12 protein-coding genes are annotated in these 19,113 nt (G+C 56.2%); 5 read left to right on the top strand and 7 right to left on the bottom strand.

Annotated features, from left to right (window positions below):
- Window positions 1-12: 12 nt before the first annotated feature.
- From RBB77_RS11185 to RBB77_RS11175, 3 genes are read right to left on the bottom strand one after another with little or no spacing between them, the layout of a single operon-like run.
- Window positions 13-2,631 (bottom strand): condensation domain-containing protein, encoded by a 2,619-nt coding sequence (locus RBB77_RS11185; protein WP_353067406.1) that lies wholly within the window; start codon window positions 2,629-2,631, stop codon window positions 13-15.
- A complete protein-coding gene (locus RBB77_RS11180; RefSeq protein ID WP_353067404.1) occupies window positions 2,628-10,721 on the bottom strand; it encodes a non-ribosomal peptide synthetase/type I polyketide synthase in 8,094 nt (2,697 codons plus the stop codon). Before RBB77_RS11180 ends, RBB77_RS11185 begins: the two co-directional genes overlap by 4 nt.
- The gene (locus tag RBB77_RS11175) at window positions 10,718-12,721 is read right to left on the bottom strand and encodes an amino acid adenylation domain-containing protein (protein ID WP_353067402.1); all 2,004 of its coding nucleotides are present in this window, start codon (window positions 12,719-12,721) and stop codon (window positions 10,718-10,720) included. Before RBB77_RS11175 ends, RBB77_RS11180 begins: the two co-directional genes overlap by 4 nt.
- Before the next feature lie 335 nt (window positions 12,722-13,056).
- On the opposite strand from RBB77_RS11175, the gene RBB77_RS11170 reads away from it, so the two are divergent.
- Both RBB77_RS11170 and RBB77_RS11165 read left to right on the top strand, forming a co-directional pair.
- Window positions 13,057-13,827, top strand: coding sequence for a 4'-phosphopantetheinyl transferase family protein (locus RBB77_RS11170; RefSeq protein ID WP_353067400.1), 771 nt, complete (start codon window positions 13,057-13,059; stop codon window positions 13,825-13,827).
- 51 nt (window positions 13,828-13,878) lie between these two features.
- Entirely contained in the window at window positions 13,879-14,328 is a 450-nt protein-coding gene (locus RBB77_RS11165) for a hypothetical protein (RefSeq protein ID WP_353067398.1), read from the top strand.
- Here RBB77_RS11165 and RBB77_RS11160 read toward each other — a convergent pair.
- From RBB77_RS11160 to RBB77_RS11145, 4 genes are all read right to left on the bottom strand, one after another.
- Window positions 14,325-14,603: an anti-sigma factor family protein gene (locus RBB77_RS11160; RefSeq protein ID WP_353067396.1), complete on the bottom strand. Its 279-nt coding sequence runs from the start codon at window positions 14,601-14,603 to the stop codon at window positions 14,325-14,327. The genes RBB77_RS11165 and RBB77_RS11160 overlap by 4 nt on opposite strands.
- Window positions 14,594-15,214, bottom strand: coding sequence for a sigma-70 family RNA polymerase sigma factor (locus RBB77_RS11155; RefSeq protein WP_353067394.1), 621 nt, complete (start codon window positions 15,212-15,214; stop codon window positions 14,594-14,596). The genes RBB77_RS11160 and RBB77_RS11155 overlap by 10 nt, the downstream gene beginning before the upstream one ends.
- Window positions 15,211-15,684, bottom strand: a complete 474-nt coding sequence (locus RBB77_RS11150) for a DoxX family protein (protein WP_353067392.1) — start codon at window positions 15,682-15,684, stop codon at window positions 15,211-15,213. The genes RBB77_RS11155 and RBB77_RS11150 overlap by 4 nt, the downstream gene beginning before the upstream one ends.
- 159 nt (window positions 15,685-15,843) lie before the next feature.
- On the bottom strand, window positions 15,844-16,422 hold the full coding sequence (locus RBB77_RS11145; protein WP_353067390.1) for a peroxiredoxin family protein: 579 nt from the start codon (window positions 16,420-16,422) through the stop codon (window positions 15,844-15,846).
- Window positions 16,423-16,733: 311 nt separating this feature from the next.
- Here RBB77_RS11145 and RBB77_RS11140 point away from each other — a divergent pair, with 311 nt between their 5' ends.
- From RBB77_RS11140 to RBB77_RS11130, 3 genes are all read left to right on the top strand, one after another.
- Window positions 16,734-17,018 carry a hypothetical protein gene (locus RBB77_RS11140; protein ID WP_353067388.1) on the top strand — a complete coding sequence of 95 codons (285 nt, stop codon included), beginning with the start codon at window positions 16,734-16,736 and terminating at the stop codon, window positions 17,016-17,018.
- A gap of 78 nt (window positions 17,019-17,096) precedes the next feature.
- The gene (bufB, locus tag RBB77_RS11135) at window positions 17,097-17,984 is read left to right on the top strand and encodes an MNIO family bufferin maturase (protein ID WP_353067386.1); all 888 of its coding nucleotides are present in this window, start codon (window positions 17,097-17,099) and stop codon (window positions 17,982-17,984) included.
- Window positions 17,981-18,862, top strand: coding sequence for an HvfC/BufC N-terminal domain-containing protein (locus RBB77_RS11130; RefSeq protein WP_353067385.1), 882 nt, complete (start codon window positions 17,981-17,983; stop codon window positions 18,860-18,862). Before bufB ends, RBB77_RS11130 begins: the two co-directional genes overlap by 4 nt.
- The last annotated feature ends 251 nt before the right edge of the window (window positions 18,863-19,113 follow it).

The following is a 19,113-nucleotide window of genomic DNA, read 5'->3' as shown; positions in this document are numbered from 1 at the left end:
ACGAATAAAACGTTACCCTGTCGGTTCATCAAATCGCCTGAGGCATCCATGAATCGCCTTCGCGAGCACGTCGATTCCCGGACCAGACAAAACTTGCCAGTGATCTCCGGGAACTTCGTGAATTTCGACTCCCTCTTTGAAGATCGGCGACCAGCCATTGTCGGAGGGAATGCTGCTATCTGCCTGATTCGCGGCCCGAAAAAGAGTCAGCCGGCGTGAAAGCGGTTTCACCTTATAGTTTCGCGCAGCGACAGCGTTGATTTCATGCGTATTCTTCAGGAAGGCTGGCAACGTAGAGAACATTCGTGCAGCAAGCGTAATTGTGTAACGAACTCTGCGTTCCTGGAGGTCTTTGACAAAAAACTCCCACCATCCTTTTGCGCTCCCATGGCCGAGGTGGCTGCGAAAAAATCCTGCAAGAGCGCCATGTTGGCTCCCGCGCCCATTGTTCGAGGATGATTCTGTCGGCCGATCTTCGATGTAGTCCCTCGCTCTCGTGTCCAGCATGCCCAACAGGCCAACCGCTTCGCCCGCAGCGAGTAATTGGTGGGCCATCTCGAGTACTACAATTCCGCCAAAGGAATAGCCGAGCAAGTGATAGGGGCCCTTTGGCTGAACTCGTCGAATCTCCATCAGGTAGTGCGCGGCCATATCCTCGAGGCGCAGCAGCGCTGGCTGGTCCACCTCAAGCGCCTGTGCCTGCACTCCATAGACTGGTAGATCTGCGCCAATTCTTGTCGTGAGGCCATAGAAGTTGACTACATTTCCTCCAGCACCATGGACAATATAGAGAGGGCGCTTCGTGCCCACGGGTTGGATCGGCACGAGCGACGTCACCGTGTTAGGCGCGTAACGTTTGCGTACCAACTCCGCGACCATCTTAATCGTCGGTGCAGAGATTAGGCTGGCGAGGCCGAAACCCATGGAATACAGGCTGTTCATCCTGGTGACGAGCCGAAGAATTGAGAGCGAACTTACTCCAAGCGTAAATACATTGGTTTCCGCGGAGATGCTTTCGACACCCAGCATTGAGCGCCAAAGCTCGAGCAGCTGAACCTCGATCGGGTCGCTGATGGTCGCAACCTGGTCTTCCAGCTTCTCCATGATTTCGGCGCCACCATCGAATTGCTTTTCTTGGAACGGCTGCGCGTTTCTGCGAGTTACAATTCGGCTCCGGATATCAGGAAGTGTCGCGGGAAGAAAATCGTCTGACGGAGCCATCTTCTCCAAATGTGTTGACGAGTCTCGGACGGCAGACTCTAGTAACGCGATGAAACTCATCAGATAACGTTGAATAGTTTTCGGACGAAAGTAGTTTGGGTTGTATTCAAGTTGCAGCCGCGGCCCTTCCTCCGGCCGGTCGACGATGGCGAACATCCACTCGAAAACAGCACCAGGACTCATCGATCGCAGTGGCGTAATTTCAAGCCCGGCAACGCGCTGAATCACCATGAAAGACTTTTGGTAGAGAAAGAAGATTGGAATTTCGAACGAAGTATTGTCGTAAGAAAAATGAGAATCGTAGATCAGCTCCTCGAATGGGAGCTCCTGATTTTCGTAAGCGCCAAGGGTCCAATCCTGCACCTTCGTAAGCAAAGATCGAAAGGTCTCATGGGCCTCGATCCCGACACGAAGCACTTGGATATTCATGAAGAGACCGATCAGCTCTTCGGTGTCCTCGTTCCTGTTCGCACATGGAGACCCAACGACAATGTCCCGCTGGCCAGTTACCCGGTGAAGAAGAGCGCAAAATATGCTGAACAATAGAATATTCAGCGTCACATTTTGATCTTTGCAAAACTCATGAGCTCGCGCGGTGAGCTCAGGGGAGATAAGAAACGTCTCGATATCTCCTGACTCGGAATCTGTCAGAGTATCTCGCACTCCCTCAGGAGTAGCATCATGCGGAAGCTCGATACGCCCAAAGTTTGTCCCGAGTGTCTTGCGCCAGAAGTTGAGCGACGTTTCTGCTGCCTCGCTTTTTCGCCACTCCTCTTGCCATACAGCAAAGTCAGCAAACTGGATGGGCAACTCCGGCAGAACAGCTTCCTTCTCTTCCATCAAAGCTTCATAGAAGACGGCAATATCGCGCAAAAGTATGCCAAGAGAGATGCCATCACAGATGATGTGATGCATCGTGACTAATAACAGATGATGCTGTGGAGCGAACTTCAGAAGTTTAAGTACGAGAAGCGGTCCGCTATGCAGATCCATGCGATAGGCCGCATGTTCGCGAATTAGTTTCCCCACCTCCGGTGAGTTAGCTGCATCAGGTATGTGCTGCAGGTTTTTAACAGGTAACGCAACGCTGTAAGGCCCTCCGATGATCTGCGAAAGTTTTCCATCCACCATCGCGAAGGTCGTTCGCAGCATCTCGTGCCGGCGCACCGCCAGAGTAAAAGCCTTGGCCAGCAAATCTACATTCAATTCGCCCCGGCACTGCCACATCAGCGGCATATTGAGCGCGGGGTTCCCGGGATGCATCTGGTCCAAAGACCAGAAGCGAATCTGTCCCTGCGTGGCGGCCATCACGTACACTTCGTCCGCCGGCGGCACCATCGAGGCTACGACGGGCATTTCCTCTGGAGTGTTCGTAGTGCCCCCCGTCGCCGCTTGAGATTGTTGCTTCATCCGCGCGTCCCACCTTCACCGCGATAGCTCTTCCGTGGAGCGACAGCAATACGCGGCGCTACCTTAATCATGTTGGAATTCGTCACCACATGTGGTCCCAATCCATCGGACAACGCCAAAATCGTCCGATATTTGAATATCTGCGCTGCCGTTACGTTCAAACCTTCCTTCTGAGAGCGTGCGGCGATTCGGAAGATGAGCAAAGAGTCCGCACCCAGCTCAAAGATACTATCTGTGATGCTAACGCGATCGAGCATCAACACCTCGGCCCAAATCTCAGCAAGCTTTTTTTGTTCCGGCGTTGTGGCGGCAGCGAACGGTCGTTGCGCGAAGTGAAGACCTGCCTTGAGAAAGGTCTCTGCATCCGGCAAAGTCTTGCGGTCTATCTTTCCATTCGGAGATCGGGGAAGTTGTGGCAGCGGCAGAATCGTAGCAGGAATCATGTACTCGGGCAGCGAGCCAGCGAGCATCGTGAGCAGATCTGCTGTAAGCGCAGAGGCGTGCTCTGCGGAATTGCCCGCATCGACATAAGCCACCAACCGAGTGATTGCCGTCCCCGCGCCCTTGCTCGTGTGAGCAACGACGACAGCCTCGCGGACTGCAGGGTGCCTGTTCAAGGCAACCTCAATCTCCCCCAACTCGATTCTATAGCCGCGAATCTTCACTTGGAAGTCTGTGCGGCCGAGCAACTCAACCCTTCCCTGTCCTTGTGCATCGATATGCCAGCGACCAAGGTCCCCCGTCTTATACATACGACCCTGCGCAAATGGGTTAGCCAGGAAACGTTCGGCCGTTAGATCAGGGCGCTTCCAATATCCACGCGCCAGCCCCATACCTCCGATGTAAAGCTCCCCCACAACTCCCACAGGCACGGGCTGCAAACGATGATCGAGCACATAAAACTGCGTATTCGCTATTGGCGGTCCGATCAGCAGCGGCCCCGTACCAGCTGTAACGCGCGTAGCAGACGACCAGATCGTCGTTTCAGTCGGCCCATAGACGTTCCACACCTGATCACTTCTCTCCACCAGTTGATCCGCTAAATCCCGCGGCAGCGCTTCACCACCGCATAATACCTTCAACGGAAGCTCGCGGCTCCAGCCTGCATCGATCAACATTCTCCATGTGCCGGGAGTGGCCTGCAGTACGGTCGCTTTACTACTCTGCAACAGTTGCAACAACAGGTAGCCATCCGCAACCCGCTCTTCGTTCGCAATCACCAGCCGCGCTCCCGTCAACAACGGCAGCAGCAGCTCCAATCCTGCAATATCAAAGGCAAGAGTCGTCACCGCCACCAGGACATCCGCCCGACTCAACCCAGGCTCACGCTCCATCGATCGCAACAGGTTCATCAGTGCGCTGTGCTCAATGGCGACGCCCTTCGGCCTTCCCGTCGTACCAGAGGTGTAAATCACATACGCCAGCGAATCTGCGGCAGTCGACAATTGCGGCGACGAGTCGCTCTCCTCCGCTATCTTTGCGTCCAACACCACAATCTTTGCAGTCGTTCTAAATGCGGGCTGCGCCGATGCGAACGAACTACCCACCACCAGCAGCGGAGCGCCAGCGTCATCGAGCACCATCTCCAGCCGCTCTTTCGGATGCCGCGGATCGAGTGGCACATAGGCGCCTCCGGCCTTCAGCACCCCAAGCAGCGCCCCCAACATCTCCACCGATCGCTCCACGCAGAGCCCAACCAGGTGTCCTGCCTTCAGCCCCTCGCGTTGTAGTCTGTGAGCGACACGATTCGCATACTGATCCAGTTCTCTTCCCGTCCATCTCTTCGCGCCGCATTCGACGACGACTTCGTCCGCTTGTTCCTTGGTTCGCATCTCCGCGTACCGGTGGATCGGAATAAACTCGCGACCGAACTCCACCTCAGTCCGGTTCCAGCCCTCTACTATCTCCAACCGGTCTTCCTTGTCCAGCAACTGCAGCTCATCCACCCGCACCGTCGCATCTCGCACGACACTGTGCAGCAGAATGGCATATTGGTGCATCCAGCGACGAACGGTCTCTTCGTCAAAAAGGTCAGTGTTGAAGTCGCAATCGAACTTGAGATCATCTTCTGTCTCGATCACGTTCAAAAACATATCCGTGTTTACAAACTGCTTCGGATTCGCCTTTACCTCCGCCGCCAGACCGTCAAAGCCAATGCGAGCCCCAATCTTCTCGAGGTTGAACTGAACCTCGATCAGCGGAAGCCGTGCCGCATCTCTCGGTATCGAAAGTTTCTGAAGAAGGCTGCCATAAGTAAATTCCTGATGATCGAACGCGTCGAAGAGCGCATTGCGAGTCGCAGCAAGATGGCTCTTGACCGTCTCCTCCTCGGTCAACTGGCTCAGCATCGGCAAAAAGTGAACGCAGTGTCCAACGAGACTCGCGTTCTGATACAAAGCCTGCCCTGCAGTCGAAATCCCAACCACAACCTCCTGTTGACGAGTTAACCGGTGCAATAGAAGCTGAAAGCCCGAAAGCAACGTGACATAGAGCGTACAGCCCAGACGCGCGCTTGCGCCCTTCAGGTCTGCGTAGAGTGCGGTCCCAAGACTCCCTTTCAGAGTCGCCCCGTGATAGGTCTTGTTCATCGCACGAGACCTGTCTGTTGGGAGATCGAGTACCGGCGCAAGGCCGGAAAACTTATTGACCCAATACGCTTCGTTGTCTGCGAACTCACCCGCCTTATGACGGGTCTGCTCCTCGATGGCATAACTGCTGAACGGAAGAAGAGGAAGCAATTCAGGCGCACTTTTCTTCGCGTTGTAGAACTTGCTGATCTCTTCGAAGAGTTGGTTTACAGACCATCCATCGAGAACAATATGATGACCGGTAAACAACAACACCGCCTCATCCGCAGCGATCCTGAAGATCGTGGCACGCGCAAGCGGTCCTTCTGTCAGTGAAAACGGCGTCTTCCCTTCTCGCTCAATCGCCTCTTGCAACGCCCGCTCCCGAGATTCGGCCGTTGCGAAAGACGCAAGGAGATCGACGTTTTTGATCTCGCCCGCAAAAGCAGACGCAATCAAGATTGACTCACCGTCCTCGCTGATTCTGCTCCGCAATGCATCGTGCCGCGCAAACCCCGATTCGACCGCGCGCTGCAACTCCTTTTCATCGACGTTGCCACGCAAACGAAGCGTCACCGATTCGTTGAAAGCGCAGTTCATCTCATCGCCGAGCGCGGCGGCGAAATAAATCTCTCGCTGAGCCTCAGTAATTGGAACCTGTGCCTGTGTCTCTTTCAAAGCAGCGGGGTGCATAGCAACCACATGCGCCGTTGCGGTTGGAACATGTTGCTCCCCGTGACTAGGCAGAGCATTGCTCCGCTGCATCTCCTCCACCGTCTCGCGGAACACGGCTTCAACCCTCTCCAGGTCTTCATCCGAGTGCGCCGTGGTCAGGAAACAGGGATACCCCTCCTGAATATGAACTCCCTTCTCACGCATCGCGTAGTACAGCAGACTGCCCAACCGGGCATCGCCATGGAAGGTAAAGTAAAACCACGAGGCGAAGTGATGAATACGGCTTGGCACACCGTGTTCAACAAAGAAATTATCGAGCCTCGTCGCTAGCTCGGCGGTCTTTCGATTCAGATCAAGCTGAAGCTGCGGCCCAGCAGCCTTCAAATGATTGAGCACAGCACGAGCCGCCGCGAGCGCCTGCGGATGCCTCACGAAGGTCCCGGCAAAGAAGGTTACGCCAACCTCTGGAATCGACGCATCCCCATACTGCCAGGCCCCGCCATCAAGCGCATCCATATACTGCGCCTTGCCCGAAAGCACGCCGATCGGATACCCGCCGCCGATCACCTTGCCATATGTAGCAAGGTCAGCGCGAACCCCAAACACCTCCTGCACACCGCCAGGAGCAAGCCTGAAGCCAGTAACAACTTCGTCGATGATAAGAGCAATCTCGGCCTGCTCAGTAATCTCCCTCACGGTTTTGACAAACGCAATGGGCTGCAAGCCGGGGTTGCGGGTCTGCACCGGTTCAATCAAAACCGCAGCGATATCAGAAGCATTTTTACGGATGTAATCAAGCGATGCGTCGGATCCGTACTCAAGCACGACCACGTTTCCTGTGTTTGCCAGAGGAATTCCCGGCGCTAGCGGTACTGTCCCACGTGGCGTGTTGCGAACGAGAACCTCATCGAAGGTGCCGTGATAATCACCGGCGAAATAGACAATCCGATCGCGTCCCGTAACCGTGCGAGCCACGCGAATGGCAGCCATCACAGCCTCGGATCCCGTGTTGCAAAAAGTCACACGCTCGTTTCCCGTCAGCTCGCAGATCTGCGCCGCGACCTCACCGGCCAGTGGTGACTGTGGCCCAATCGCAACCCCTTCTTCAATTTGCTTATGCACGGCATCCAGCACGAACTGTGGAGAGTGGCCGAACATGATCGCACCGTATCCATTCACGATGTCGATATATTCGTTGCCGTCGACGTCCCAAATTCTCGATCCTTTGGCGCGCTCGGTAACAAGCGGGTACACCATCTCCTTCCACTGCGGACGGAACCCGGCAACCGCGCGTGGATCTGCAAGATGAACCCGCGCCTTGTCCGTCAAACGTTTCGACCCCGGCGTCTTCTTCTGGTACTTCGCTAGGAGTGCGTCGAGATATTCTTGTTGATCGCTATCCAGATCCTGCTGAACCCGCGGCTGCAATGGTCTGTAAGAGCCATGCTTGACCTCTGCGGCATCGCCTGTGGATGATGGCGCGACGGACGTCGACGCGGCAGAGGACACCGGCGCCGTAGCTGGTGTCGCAGTTGGCGTTGGAGCCGCAGCCACTGCTGGCAATCCAGTCGTCGCACGCAACGCCGCCATCTGCTGTTCGAAGACCTTCGACATCATCGCCATCTGCTCACTGAAGAGCCGCTCAGCTGGAGACCCGGCCGGCATCGACGAGCCGGAGTTCCCGAAGTTCGCAGCCGGAACGGAAAAGCCCACTGGAGATGTCGACGCCTGCACTGGAGCAGCTTGCACCTGCGCCGCAGCCGGAAACGCGTCGGGTGGAAGCACGCTGTCAAGATAGCCGGCAAGACTCGCAATCGTTGAGTACTGCTCCATAATCTGGCGGAAGGTCAGCTTCACTCCAAACTTCTTTTGAATACCCTGCGTAGCTTGCGTGAGAAATAGCGAATCGAGCCCAAGCTCCAAAAACTGATGCTCGACTTGATCGGGTGTCACTTCAATCCCGCTCAATTGAGTAAATACCTCTGAAACAATAGGCTGCAGCCGCAGCTTGCGTTCTTGCATCGGTTCCTCTTTCAACGGCTCACTCGCGTCGGGGGCGTCTTCACCTGCGCGTTGTGCATCGAGCTTCTCTGCTCTAACAACAATTGGTCGTTCGTCGATCTGCGAGTTTGAAGTGTGAGCTGGCGGATCAACCCAGTACAACTTACGTTCAAATGGATAGGTCGGCAGAGAGACTCGTCTTCGCTGCTCCTGCGCGTAGACCTTCGTCCAATCCGGCGTCGCTCCAGCAAGCCAGAGTTGCCCAAGCGCCTCTTGGATCGATCCTGTTTCAACAGGCGATTTTTCGTCCCTCTGCGATAACGAAGAGACGATAACGGCCGCATTGCTATTGGGCTGTTGTCGCGCGAGCGTGCCGAGCGTGTTCCCAGGCCCCACCTCCAGCAATATCTGCGGAGTCGACATCAGCGTCTTCAATGCATCGGCAAATCGAACCGGATTGCGAACCTGGTCCGCCCAAAACCGAGGACTCGCCGCCTGCTTCGGCTCAATCCATGTACCGGTGAAGCTCGAAACATAGGGGCGAGCAGGTCGGTGCAGCGTGATCTTGGCAACCTCCGCCTCAAACCCCGCCAGCATCGGATCCATCATGGACGAATGAAATGCGTGCGAGGTCCGCAACCTGCGAAAGAGCGCTCCATCCGAGGTAAGCCTTTTCTCCACCTCTTCGACAGCCTCGAGCGGACCAGCAAGAACACTCAACTTCGGAGCATTCAGTGCAGCAATCGAAATGTCTGCAGAGAGATAAGGCTGAAGCTCCGCCTCGCTCAGCCGCACTCCCACCATGCCTCCTCGAGGCATCTCCTGCATCATCCGTCCGCGAATACTCACCAGCTTGAGAGCATCCTCACGACTCATGACGCCCGCAAGTTCAGCTGCCACATATTCGCCAATACTATGGCCCGCAGAGGTTCGCGGTTCGATCCCCCACGACTGCCAGAGTCTCGCCATCGCGAACTCCGTCACGAAGATTCCGGTCTGCGCAAACTGCGTCTGCTGAATCCGTTCCGCAGCCTCCTGCGAAGAAATATCGGCTGGAAAAAGAATCTCCCGCAGGTCCAGGCCAAGCAGAGGCCGAAGAATCTCAGAGCACTCGTCTACCTCGCGGCGGTACAACGGTTCGCTCTCGTACAACGAACTGCCCATGCCCGCAAACTGCGATCCCTGACCCGGAAAAAGAAACGCGACCTCTAGCCGCTTTGCAGGCACAACTCGATTCGATTGCGGATTTGCCGACGAAAGTTTCGCAACGGCATCTTCAACGCCCGTGCAGACAAACGCCGCGCGGTGATCAAACGGCTTTCTTCCAACTGCGAGCGTATAAGCCACATCTTCGAGCGGAACTTCAGGATGCTCCGTGATATACCGAGCTAGATTTTCACTAGCAACCTTCAGCGCAGACTGTGATCTCGCCGACACGCAAAGCAGCTGTGCCGAACGCAAGGAGGGTATCGAGGATGACGGAGCGGGCGCCTCCTCCAACACAACATGAGCATTCACACCACCAACACCGAATGCGCTCACGCCGGCGCGCCGTGGCCCGTCAGACCGCCAAGGACTCAACTCGCGATTGACATAGAACGGAGAGTTTTCGAAGTCGATATTAGGATTCGGCATTTCAAACTTCGCCAGAGGAGGCAACGTCGCTTTGCTCAGTGAGAGCGCTGTCTTGATCACTCCCGCCACGCCCGCAGCTGCATCCAGGTGCCCAACGTTCGCCTTCGCCGTCCCAATCGCGCAGAATCCCGACGCATCTGTGCTCAGCCGAAACGCTTTCGTCAGTGCGGCGACTTCAATAGGATCGCCCAGCGGCGTCGCGGTTCCATGAGCTTCGATGTAGGTGATCGAGCCGGCATCCACTCCGGCCATCGCCTGCGCCGCAGCGATCACTCCCGATTGGCCGTCCACGCCCGGAGCCATGTATCCGGCCTTCATCGACCCGTCGTTATTCACTCCAAATCCACGAATCACGGCCGTAATATGGTCGCGATCCGCGATTGCATCCTCCAACCGTTTCAACAGAATCACACCCACACCGTGACTAAACACCGTACCCGTCGCGGCTGCGTCAAAGGGCTGGCAGAATCCATCCTTCGATCCAATACTTCCTTCGGAGTACAGATGTCCGCGTTTCTGCGGAAACGTCACCGAAACTCCACCAGCGAGCGCCATGTCGCACTGGTAGTTCAACAGACTCTGACTCGCCTGAGCGATCGCCACCAGCGACGTCGCGCATGCTGACGCCACACTGATGCATGGCCCGCGCAGATTCAACTTGTAGGCAACGCGAGTCGTCAGGAAGTCTTTGTCGTTTCCCATAAACGACCGGAATTCGCCTACCTGATAGCTCCCGGTCACCTCATCGATAAACGCTCGATCGTGACACAAGTTCGCCAGCAGATAAGTATTCAGACTGCATCCACCAAAGAGTCCAATCTGTCCCGCGTAGGTCGATTGGTCGTACCCTGCGTCTTCCAATGCATTCCAACAGGTCTCGAGAAAGATCCGATGTTGCGGATCCATGCTCTCCGCATCACGCGGCGAGATGCCAAAGAACTCAGCATCGAACATGCCGGGGTTCTCAAGCACTCCACGCGCAGCCACATAGTCAGGACCGCTCTCGAGCCCGGCACTATTTCTAGCTTCCAGCTCGGACGCAGAGAAGTGAGAGATCGTGACCTTCCCCGCGGCAACATTCTGCCAGAACGCCTCCACATCCGAAGCTCCCGGAAACCTCCCTGACATGCCAATAATGGCAACGCAATCCAACAGCTGCTCTTCGCCTCCGTTTTGGCCCGTTACCCGAGTTTGATCGTTAAGCTCATTCATGACGCCACACCCTTCGTTGCCCGAGCTCGCGCGAACGCGCCTCTCGCCCTCTGTGCCTGCTGCTGGACTGCGCTTTTCTCTGATGCAGAAGACCCCTTGTCCGAAAGGCGCCTCGCCAGCGACCGGACCGTCGGGCACTCGAACATCAACGTCACGGGAAACAGCCTCTCGAAGTGCGCCTGCAATCGCAGATGAGCGCTGATAAGCAGCAGGGATGTTCCCCCGCAATCGAAGAAGTTGTCATCCAGGCCAATCGCCCGCAGATCGAGAACATCCATAAACACTCGCGACACCTGCTCCTCTGTTTCAGACAACGACTGTGGTGCGGAATCCATCGGAGCAACGTTGCCGGAGCCGATTGAAGGAGCAGGCAATGCTGCTGCGTCCAGCTTGCCGTTAACCGTGAGCGGAACTTTCTTCAGAGGCGTGTAGGACGAAGGCCTCATGTGCGCAGGCATCCTTGCGATAAAAAACTGCCCGAGAGTACGCGCAGACAATTCAACACCCGGACTCGCAACAAAATAAGCTGCCAGCCGCTGCGTTCCAGTTTTATCCGTATGCGCCACCACGCAAGATTGCTGCACTCCCGGAACCTCGGCCAACGCCGCCTCAACCTCGCCCAGTTCGATGCGAAAACCGTTTATCTTCACCTGGCTATCGTTGCGGCCCAGATACACCATCTCACCATCAGGCCGAACCCGCGCAAGATCGCCAGTGCGATAAAGCCTCGCGCCAGCCGCCCTCGCAAAAGGATCAGGAATAAAGCGCTCTGCATTCAACTGCGGACGATTCAGATAACCGCGCGAAACTCCGCCACCGCCCACATAAAGCTCACCCACCTCGCCCTCTCGCACCGGCTTCTTCGCGTCATCCAGAAGGTAAAGCTGCATATCGGGAATAGGCACCCCGATCAGGCTCTCCTGAACCAACTCCGCCTCCGCCGCGACAATGGGGCGATATGTCACATGCACAGTCGTCTCCGTGATCCCATACATGTTCACCAGCTGCGGCGCCGTGTCCCCGTGACGCTCGAACCACGGAGCGAGCTTGCGATACTGCAAAGCCTCTCCCCCAAAGATCACCAGACGCAGGGATAGCGGTAGAGGAGTACTATCCTGCTCCACCTGAATCAGCATGAAGAATGCGGACGGAGTCTGATTAAGCACCGTCACCCGCTCCCTCGAGAGAAGCTCGTAAAACTCACGCGGCGAACGGCTCACCGCAAAAGGCACGATCACGAGCCTTCCTCCAGTCAGCAGCGGTCCCCATATCTCCCAGACTGAAAAATCAAATGCGATGGAGTGAAACATCGTCCAGACATCGTCCACTCCGAAGTGAAACCACGCCTCCGTCTGCTCTAGAAGACGAAGCACGTTCCGATGCGTGACCATCACACCCTTCGGCTTGCCAGTCGAGCCCGAGGTGTACATCAGGTACGCTAAATCCTCGCTGGCGCGTGCACGCGGTGAATCCTTCAGCCACGAAGACTCCGTTAGCGCATCAACGCTGTCCATCTCGACAACCGGAATAGACAACGCGGAAAACTTTTCAGATAACTCCGACGCAAGAGTTGCTGCGGTCAATATAGCCGCCGGCCTCGCATCCTCCAGCATCTCCAACACTCTGGTCGCCGGATACCCAAAGTCTATGGGAAGGTAGGCGCCGCCAGCCTTCAAGATGCCAAGTATCCCCACCAGCATCTCGGGCGAGCGGTCCAGATAAATTGCAACGAAGGAGTCCGTTCGAACGCCAAGTTCTCGTAACCGTTCAGCAAGTTGGTTCGACTTTGCGTTTAGCTCACCGTAAGTCCAGCAAACCTCTCCACAAACGATCGCGACCCGATCCGATTTTGCCGCAGCCACTCGCTCAAAGACACTCACGATCGTGTCCAGAGTGCTCCCGATGAAGCCGTTCTTCCCTGGAGTCTCCGGGGGCTGGGAACGACCGATCAGTCGCCCGCCCTCAGTGGCCGAATTCTTAACATATTCATCGTTCTCCATCGTGCCCCACGCAGATCAAAAAACGCAGCAGAACAAAATTGACTCAGCGTGCTCTCCGTGTTGGCTACAAGATCGCAGATTTCGCTTACGCAGCTCAACGTCTTAAAGGATGCAGCTGCAGCGAAAGGTACCGTCGGATGCGCTCGAAGTCAACTCGTTCATGTTGCCTAATTGTACGCACAATTCGAAAAATCGATGAAGTCTGTTGCTCACATAGATACCCGAAAGTTGTAGATTTCCCAAGATTTCATCGTGTCCTCAGCCTGCTGCAGAACTAAAGTACCTGAGCAACTGATTATGATTGCAATACACCTTACGAAGCCACCGTATCTCTTATGCTGAGTGACTGGAAACAGATCGACATCCTTCCGCCACTCGAGGCCGACGAGGTCCAACTCTGGCGGATCGATCTCGCTGGTGCCACGGGTCTGCACAACTATCTCACCACACACCTCTCCCCCTCCGAACAACTCCACGCAAGCCGTTACAGGCTAGAGCAGGCGCAAATTCATTTCTCAGTCGGACGGGCCTGCCTGAGAACCCTTCTCGGAAACGTGTCAGGGCTCAATCCTCTTTCCATCGCGATCGCAACTGGAGTTCACGGAAAACCTGAATCCCCAAACCTCAACGGACACCGCGTTGCATTCAACGTAGCTCATTCCAAGGACACAATCCTCATCGTACTGAGCCGTAACGGCCCCGTTGGGGTCGACGTAGAGTACTTCGACCGACCGACTGACATCATGGACGTCGCCAAACACAACTTCACAGAAACCGAAACCAGTTCTCTGGAAGCGATCGCCGACCCTCAGACCCGCCACAAAACCTTCTATCGCTACTGGACTCGCAAGGAAGCGGTTCTCAAAGCAGACGGCCGTGGCCTCATCGCTTCACTCGCCTCCTTCGAAGTATCGTTCGAGTCACTCCATCAACACCCCATCCTTATGCGCGAATCGACAGATGATCAAGGAAAGCTCTTCTTCGTCAGCGACTTGACCTTGGGCATCGAGGCAGCCGCAGCCATCGCACTCGAGTCGCCCGACTATCCCATCAAACAGCTAGTCTTCCCTCTAAAGCTAGTCTTCCCTTTAAATCGTCTGTGGTGATTCATCTTTCTTTAAACACGCATCCTGATACGTCTATAAATTGAGGAACAGATGGCCCTTCAGACAAGCTCCCCGACGCGCCCCGCGACTACCGCTCCAGGTAACAGACGAACCTGGCTCCTCACCGCCACCAGCTTCGTCTTCATCGTTCTGCAGAGCGCCTGCACGGCCGTCATCGCCCTCAGCGGGGTTCGTGTTGCCATTGGACTCAGTGCCCTGGCCGTCGCGACCTTCGGCGTCCACGCTCCCGCCGTCGGGTTTCACCAGGACGCAATCCGAATCCCCATGATGATCGCCGCGACCCTCGGCTCCCTCATCAATCTTTACGTCATCTGGCGGATTCGCTCACTGCGCGCCCGGCCCTCCTCGCAATGGCGCACCCAGCCCGCCACCCCCTCCCAACGGCGTTCGGAGTTCCTCCAGATCGCGCTCGCCATCCTCACTCTCATCCTTGTGGCCGCCGAATGGATCACTCACTCCATGATTCACCGCGTCCCCTAGGTATCACCCTCGTCCCCCGCGGCGGCGGCTCCGTACGAAAAGCCCTGCATCTCCGCCTCCAGCCTCGCGTGGAGCCGCTCGCTAAAACCCAGCGGAAGTTCGAAGACACGCTCATCCGCCGTCAGAATCAAAATATTGCGCGTCGAATCCAGAATCGCTGAGCAAATCTCGCAGTGTTCAAGATGCTTCTGCACCTCTTCCAGTACTGCCGCATCCAGATTTCCATCAAGATAGCCGGAGATGTGCTCCCACACATGCTTGCACTCTAGAACCATGGCAACCACCTCCGCTTCGGCATCACCCGTTTCAACTCCGGTGCGAGCCGCTTCTGCAACATCAGCCTCGCACGATGCAGCCGCACCTTTGCCGCCGCAACACTGATGCCCAGCGCCTCTGCCGATTGGTTGACGCTCAAATACTCCATATCGCGCAGCACAAAAACCTCGCGATAGATCACTGGGAGATCGGTGATTGCGTCCTGCAATAGCAGCCGCACCTCCTGCCGCTCCAGCGCCTCGGAGGGAATCTCCCGCCAATCCCGCAGCAGCGCCGGCGACACATGCCCGCCCTCGGTTAGCTCATCCAGCGAATCCGTCTTTGCAGTCTTCTTGTGCCGTAGCCGGCTCCGGGCCTCGTTCAGCGTAATGCTGATCAGCCACGTGCTGAACTTCGCCTCGCCCCGAAACTTGTCCAGATTGCGAAACGCCTTGAGAAACGCCTCCTGCGCGGCATCCTCTGCATCCGCCTCGTTTTGGAGCATCGACAGCGCCATGCTATAAACGCTCCGCTCGTATGGCTGGATCAGGGTATGAAACTCATGCGTATTGCCCGCAAGTATGGAGGCGATCATTTGAGCTTCATTCCTGTTCTCGATGCTTGCGTTCATTGCTTCTCGATCCATCCTCGATACCGCTTCTTCAACAACGCATCTACGGAGAACACCCCTGCGCCGAACACCAGAACCATCGCAGATGCAAACAGAAACGTATACGGATCGGCGTTGTAAAACTTGCCTGGATCTGAGAACACGGCAACCAGCGCGTCTCGATCCGCCGTCCAATATGCCACCAGCATATTCACGGAAAGAATCAGCCCGATCAGCCGCGAGCCAAGCCCCAGAATCAGCAACAGCCCACCAACAAACTCCAATCCCGAGACGAAATGAGCCGTCACACCAGGTGCCGGAAGATTCAGGCTCGCAAAGAAGTCGGTCACCTTATCCAGATGATGCAGCTTCCCCCAACCGCTCTGCATAAGCTGCCATCCCCAGTAGAGGCGCACCACCAGAAGGAACGGAGACTGAAGATAAGAGACCAGCACCGCAAATCTTTCATACACCTCAAGCAGTTTTTTCATCACAGATCCTCTTGACTCCAATCCTATGGGTAGCGCAATCAAAACGATGCAGTCTTTAAGCAGGCCCCGCACTGACGCAGACTCGACCAGGAGCCTGTGGGGCCTGCACATACTTAGAATCCCGGCGACCGAATTGGTTACACCGCCCGCCACACTGAACTAATGCGCGTGAGCTGCCTTGTCGCGCTCAAGCTCACCGAGAACATCTGCCGCCGTCGTTCGATCGCCATGCTCGCGACTGACCTTCCTAAAAAAAACAGCGCCCTGTCCGTCGATCAGGAAGGTTGAAGGATAGGCAGTTTCATGCGGGGCATCCCAGCGCAGCCCATACTGATTCGTAAATGCGTAGTCAGGGTCGACGACAAGGTGAACATTAGCAGGCAGCGGATTTTGCTTCGCCAGGAACTCCTTCGCATGCTGATCGAGATCCGCAGGCGGTCCAGGATAGACCAGAAGAACCTCCGCCCCGGCCGCCGCAAACTTATCGCCGTTCAACAGAAAGTCATGTACCTGCTTCTGGCAATACGGACACTGATAGCCAGGAAACCCCCGAAGCACGACCAACACCACTGTTCCCTTCGCAGTAAATTCCGACAGCCTCACAGGGTGACCATCCGGTGTTGACAGCCTAAAATCCGGCGCCTTCTGTCCGATTTCGGGCACCTCTGCCGTTACTGACGACGAAAAACCAATCATCAAAATCCCTAAAGCTAATACCCAGAATTTCCTGGCGATCACTCTTCAACTCCAGTCAACACGCCATGATCCGGCGCGTAGTGTTCAGATTTGAACATCATGTCCCGGTTTGAGTGGCTCCGTGCCAAAAGGTTACAGACAGTGATAGGCTTCCGATGTTCCACGTCCTTGTAACCTTTGTGTCTTGGCGAAGTCGAATGCAGCGGTAAGGAAAATCCGGCGAATCATCTTCGTTGCGAATTGAATCCGAACCACGGGCCCTCGCCGTTAACTAATTGCTACGATCTGCGTAGCCATCATCCACGTCCGGCACGTTCTTTCGCGTGCGGCTCAACCAGGAAAGGCTCATCTCAATGAAGAATTCAGCACAATCTCTCGCTCTGGCCGCAGCGTTTGCAGGTCTGTTGGGCGGTACCGCTGTCCGTATGAACGCTCAGACCGCGCCGGCCAACAACACCCCCACCACCACCGCGCATGCTGGCGTTCTCATCGCCCAGGACAAGCCGGATCTTCCGAAGCACTCCTGCAAGGGCAAGAACGACTGTAAAGGCCAGGGCGGCGGCAAGCACCCCGGCAAGAACGACTGCAAAGGCAAGGGCGGATGCGCCACCGACGGCTCCAAGCCCTCGCTCGCCTAAACACCTCCCCTGTCTGGAGGCTTGGTCTTCATCGTTCAAGCCTCCAGGTTGTCTTCATCTTTTAACAAAAGGGGAGTCATGCCAGCCAATCGCTTCAACGGATTCAGCGACTACGGCGTAGGGATCGGCCTTCGCGTCCCGCACTACGACCACATCTTCGCCGAAAAACCCGTCGTCGACTGGTTCGAAATCATCTCCGAAAACTACATGGTCGACGGCGGACGAGCGCTCAAAGTCCTCGACCAGATCCTCGAACGTTATCGCGTCGTCCAGCACGGCGTCTCCATGTACTTTGGCTCCGTCCAACCCGCAGACCGCGAACATCTCAAGCGCCTCAAGACCCTCACACGCCGCACCAAGACCCCCTGGCTCTCCGACCATCTCTGCTGGGGCAGCGTCGACGGCCGTTACACCCACGATCTTCTCCCCATGCCCTACACCTTCGAAGCCGTGAAGGCTACAGCGGCCCGTATTCGCGAAGTACAGGACTACCTCGAGATCCCCATCGCCGTCGAGAACGTCAGCAGCTACGCTGAATTCCACGAGTCTCAGATGACCGAGTGGGAGTTTCTCAACGAAGTCGTCGAAGCCGCCGACTGCGGCATCCTGCTCGACGTCAACAATATCTATGTCTCGTCGCAGAATCACGGATTCAATCCCTTCGACTATGTCAACAGCGTTCCCGCAGAGCGCGTCGCGCAGATTCACATCGCCGGTCACTCCAAGTTTGAAAAATACATCCTCGACACCCACGATCATCCCGTCCTCGATCCCGTATGGCATCTCTACGCTCGAGCCATTGAACGCATAGGTCCCACCGCAACCCTCCTCGAATGGGACGACAACATCCCCTCCTTCGACGAAGTTCACTCCGAAGCCCTCAAGGCGACCCAATATCTCACGCCAACCGAACCTCTTCCCCTGAACCAGACAGCAGAAGATCTTCGAGAGGTCGTCCACCAATGAACCTCCTCGAACTGCAACGTCGTATGGCCGAAGACGTGATGCGTCCCCTCACATCGGACTTCCAAATGCAGCCGCAATCCTCCGATGGGCGCTCGACCGATGAACTTGCCAACAGCTACATCAAGCCCAACGATCGCCTCTCCTCCTTCAACCGCCTCGAAATCTACAACCGCCAATACTGGTTCCGCGTCATCGGAGCGGTCTCAGAAGATTTCCCCGCGGTCGGCGCTGTCCTCGGAGCGAAGAAGTTTGACGCCATGATCCTGGCCTACCTTCGCGAGAATCCATCAACCTCCTTCACCCTGCGCAATCTCGGCTCAAAGCTGCCAACGTGGCTCGAAGCACACCCCGAGTTCTCGCCGCGTCGTCACAAACTCCTCCTCGACGTCGCCCGCCTCGAATGGGCTTACGTCGAAGCCTTCGACGGAGCCGACCTCCCGCCCCTCACTGCCGCCGACTTCGGGGACCTCGGTGGCGCGTCGAAACTCCACCTCCAACCTCACTTGCAACTGCTCGACCTCCGCTACCCCGTCGACGAACTCGTCCTCGCCGTGCATCGCCAGACGGCGCCCAGCGACATCATGAGCAACGCCGTGACCGAGCGCAAGCAAGCTAAACGAACACCTCTTCCCCAGATGCGCCGCTCTCAGATCCACCTTGCAGTCCATCGCTACGACAACTCCGTCTACTACCGGCGAATAGATCCGGAAGCTTTCCGCCTTCTCTCCGCCCTTCAAAGCGGCACTCTGCTCGGCGAAGCTCTTGAACTCGCTTTCACCGGAAGCTCCCTCTCACCCGAAGATCAGGCGGCGAAGATTCAGGAATACTTCGCCCACGCCTCGGAGCTGGGTTGGTTCTGCAAACCGCAGGAAAGCTGACTCCAACCCCAAAAAAACCTCCAACTCTGACGACGTTCTTCAAGCTGACACCTGAAGCGCGTATGATCACGGACACTGAAGTTTGCGTCGGTAAAGTGCGTCGGTTGCGACACCCGCAGAAGCCTGTCATCCTTATTCCAAACTGTTGACGAGGCATCCATTTCGTCTCAATTGGCTTCCGACGATGCAGGCCGATCTTTGTGGCCAACGTCTTCTCTAAACACCACAAAAACCAATCCATTAGGATTGGA

It is taken from the genome of Tunturibacter psychrotolerans, assembly GCF_040359615.1.
Lineage (GTDB): Bacteria > Acidobacteriota > Terriglobia > Terriglobales > Acidobacteriaceae > Edaphobacter > Edaphobacter psychrotolerans.
Note: the sequence above shows the minus strand (reverse complement) of the source record. Positions and strands in the feature narration are given on the sequence as shown.